The following is a 290-nucleotide window of genomic DNA, read 5'->3' on the forward strand; positions in this document are numbered from 1 at the left end:
CGATGGAGAACACCAGGCGCGCCCCCGGTACCAGGGCCGCATAGACCTGGGCGAACAGGCCGGGCAAATCCTTTATGTAGTGCAGGGCCAGTGAGCTATAGGCCAGGTCGAAGCTGCAGGCGGGCAGGCGCAGTTGCTCCAGGTCCTCTTGCTGATACTGCACATTGGGTGCCGAGGTGGTGGCGCGGGCGGTGGCCAGCATCTTCTGCGAAACGTCCAGGCCGACTACTTGGCGGGCACCGTGCTCGCTGGCCCAGCGGCTGAACCAGCCATAGCCGCAGCCCAGGTCC

1 protein-coding gene is annotated in these 290 nt (G+C 65.9%); it reads right to left on the reverse strand.

The window, feature by feature from the left end:
• On the reverse strand, positions 1-290 hold a 290-nt coding region (locus F6S12_RS33340; protein ID WP_315870066.1), incomplete at both ends, for a class I SAM-dependent methyltransferase.

The organism is Pseudomonas sp. JV245A (assembly GCF_032424515.1).
In the GTDB taxonomy this organism is placed as follows: Bacteria; Pseudomonadota; Gammaproteobacteria; order Pseudomonadales; family Pseudomonadaceae; genus Aquipseudomonas; species Aquipseudomonas protegens.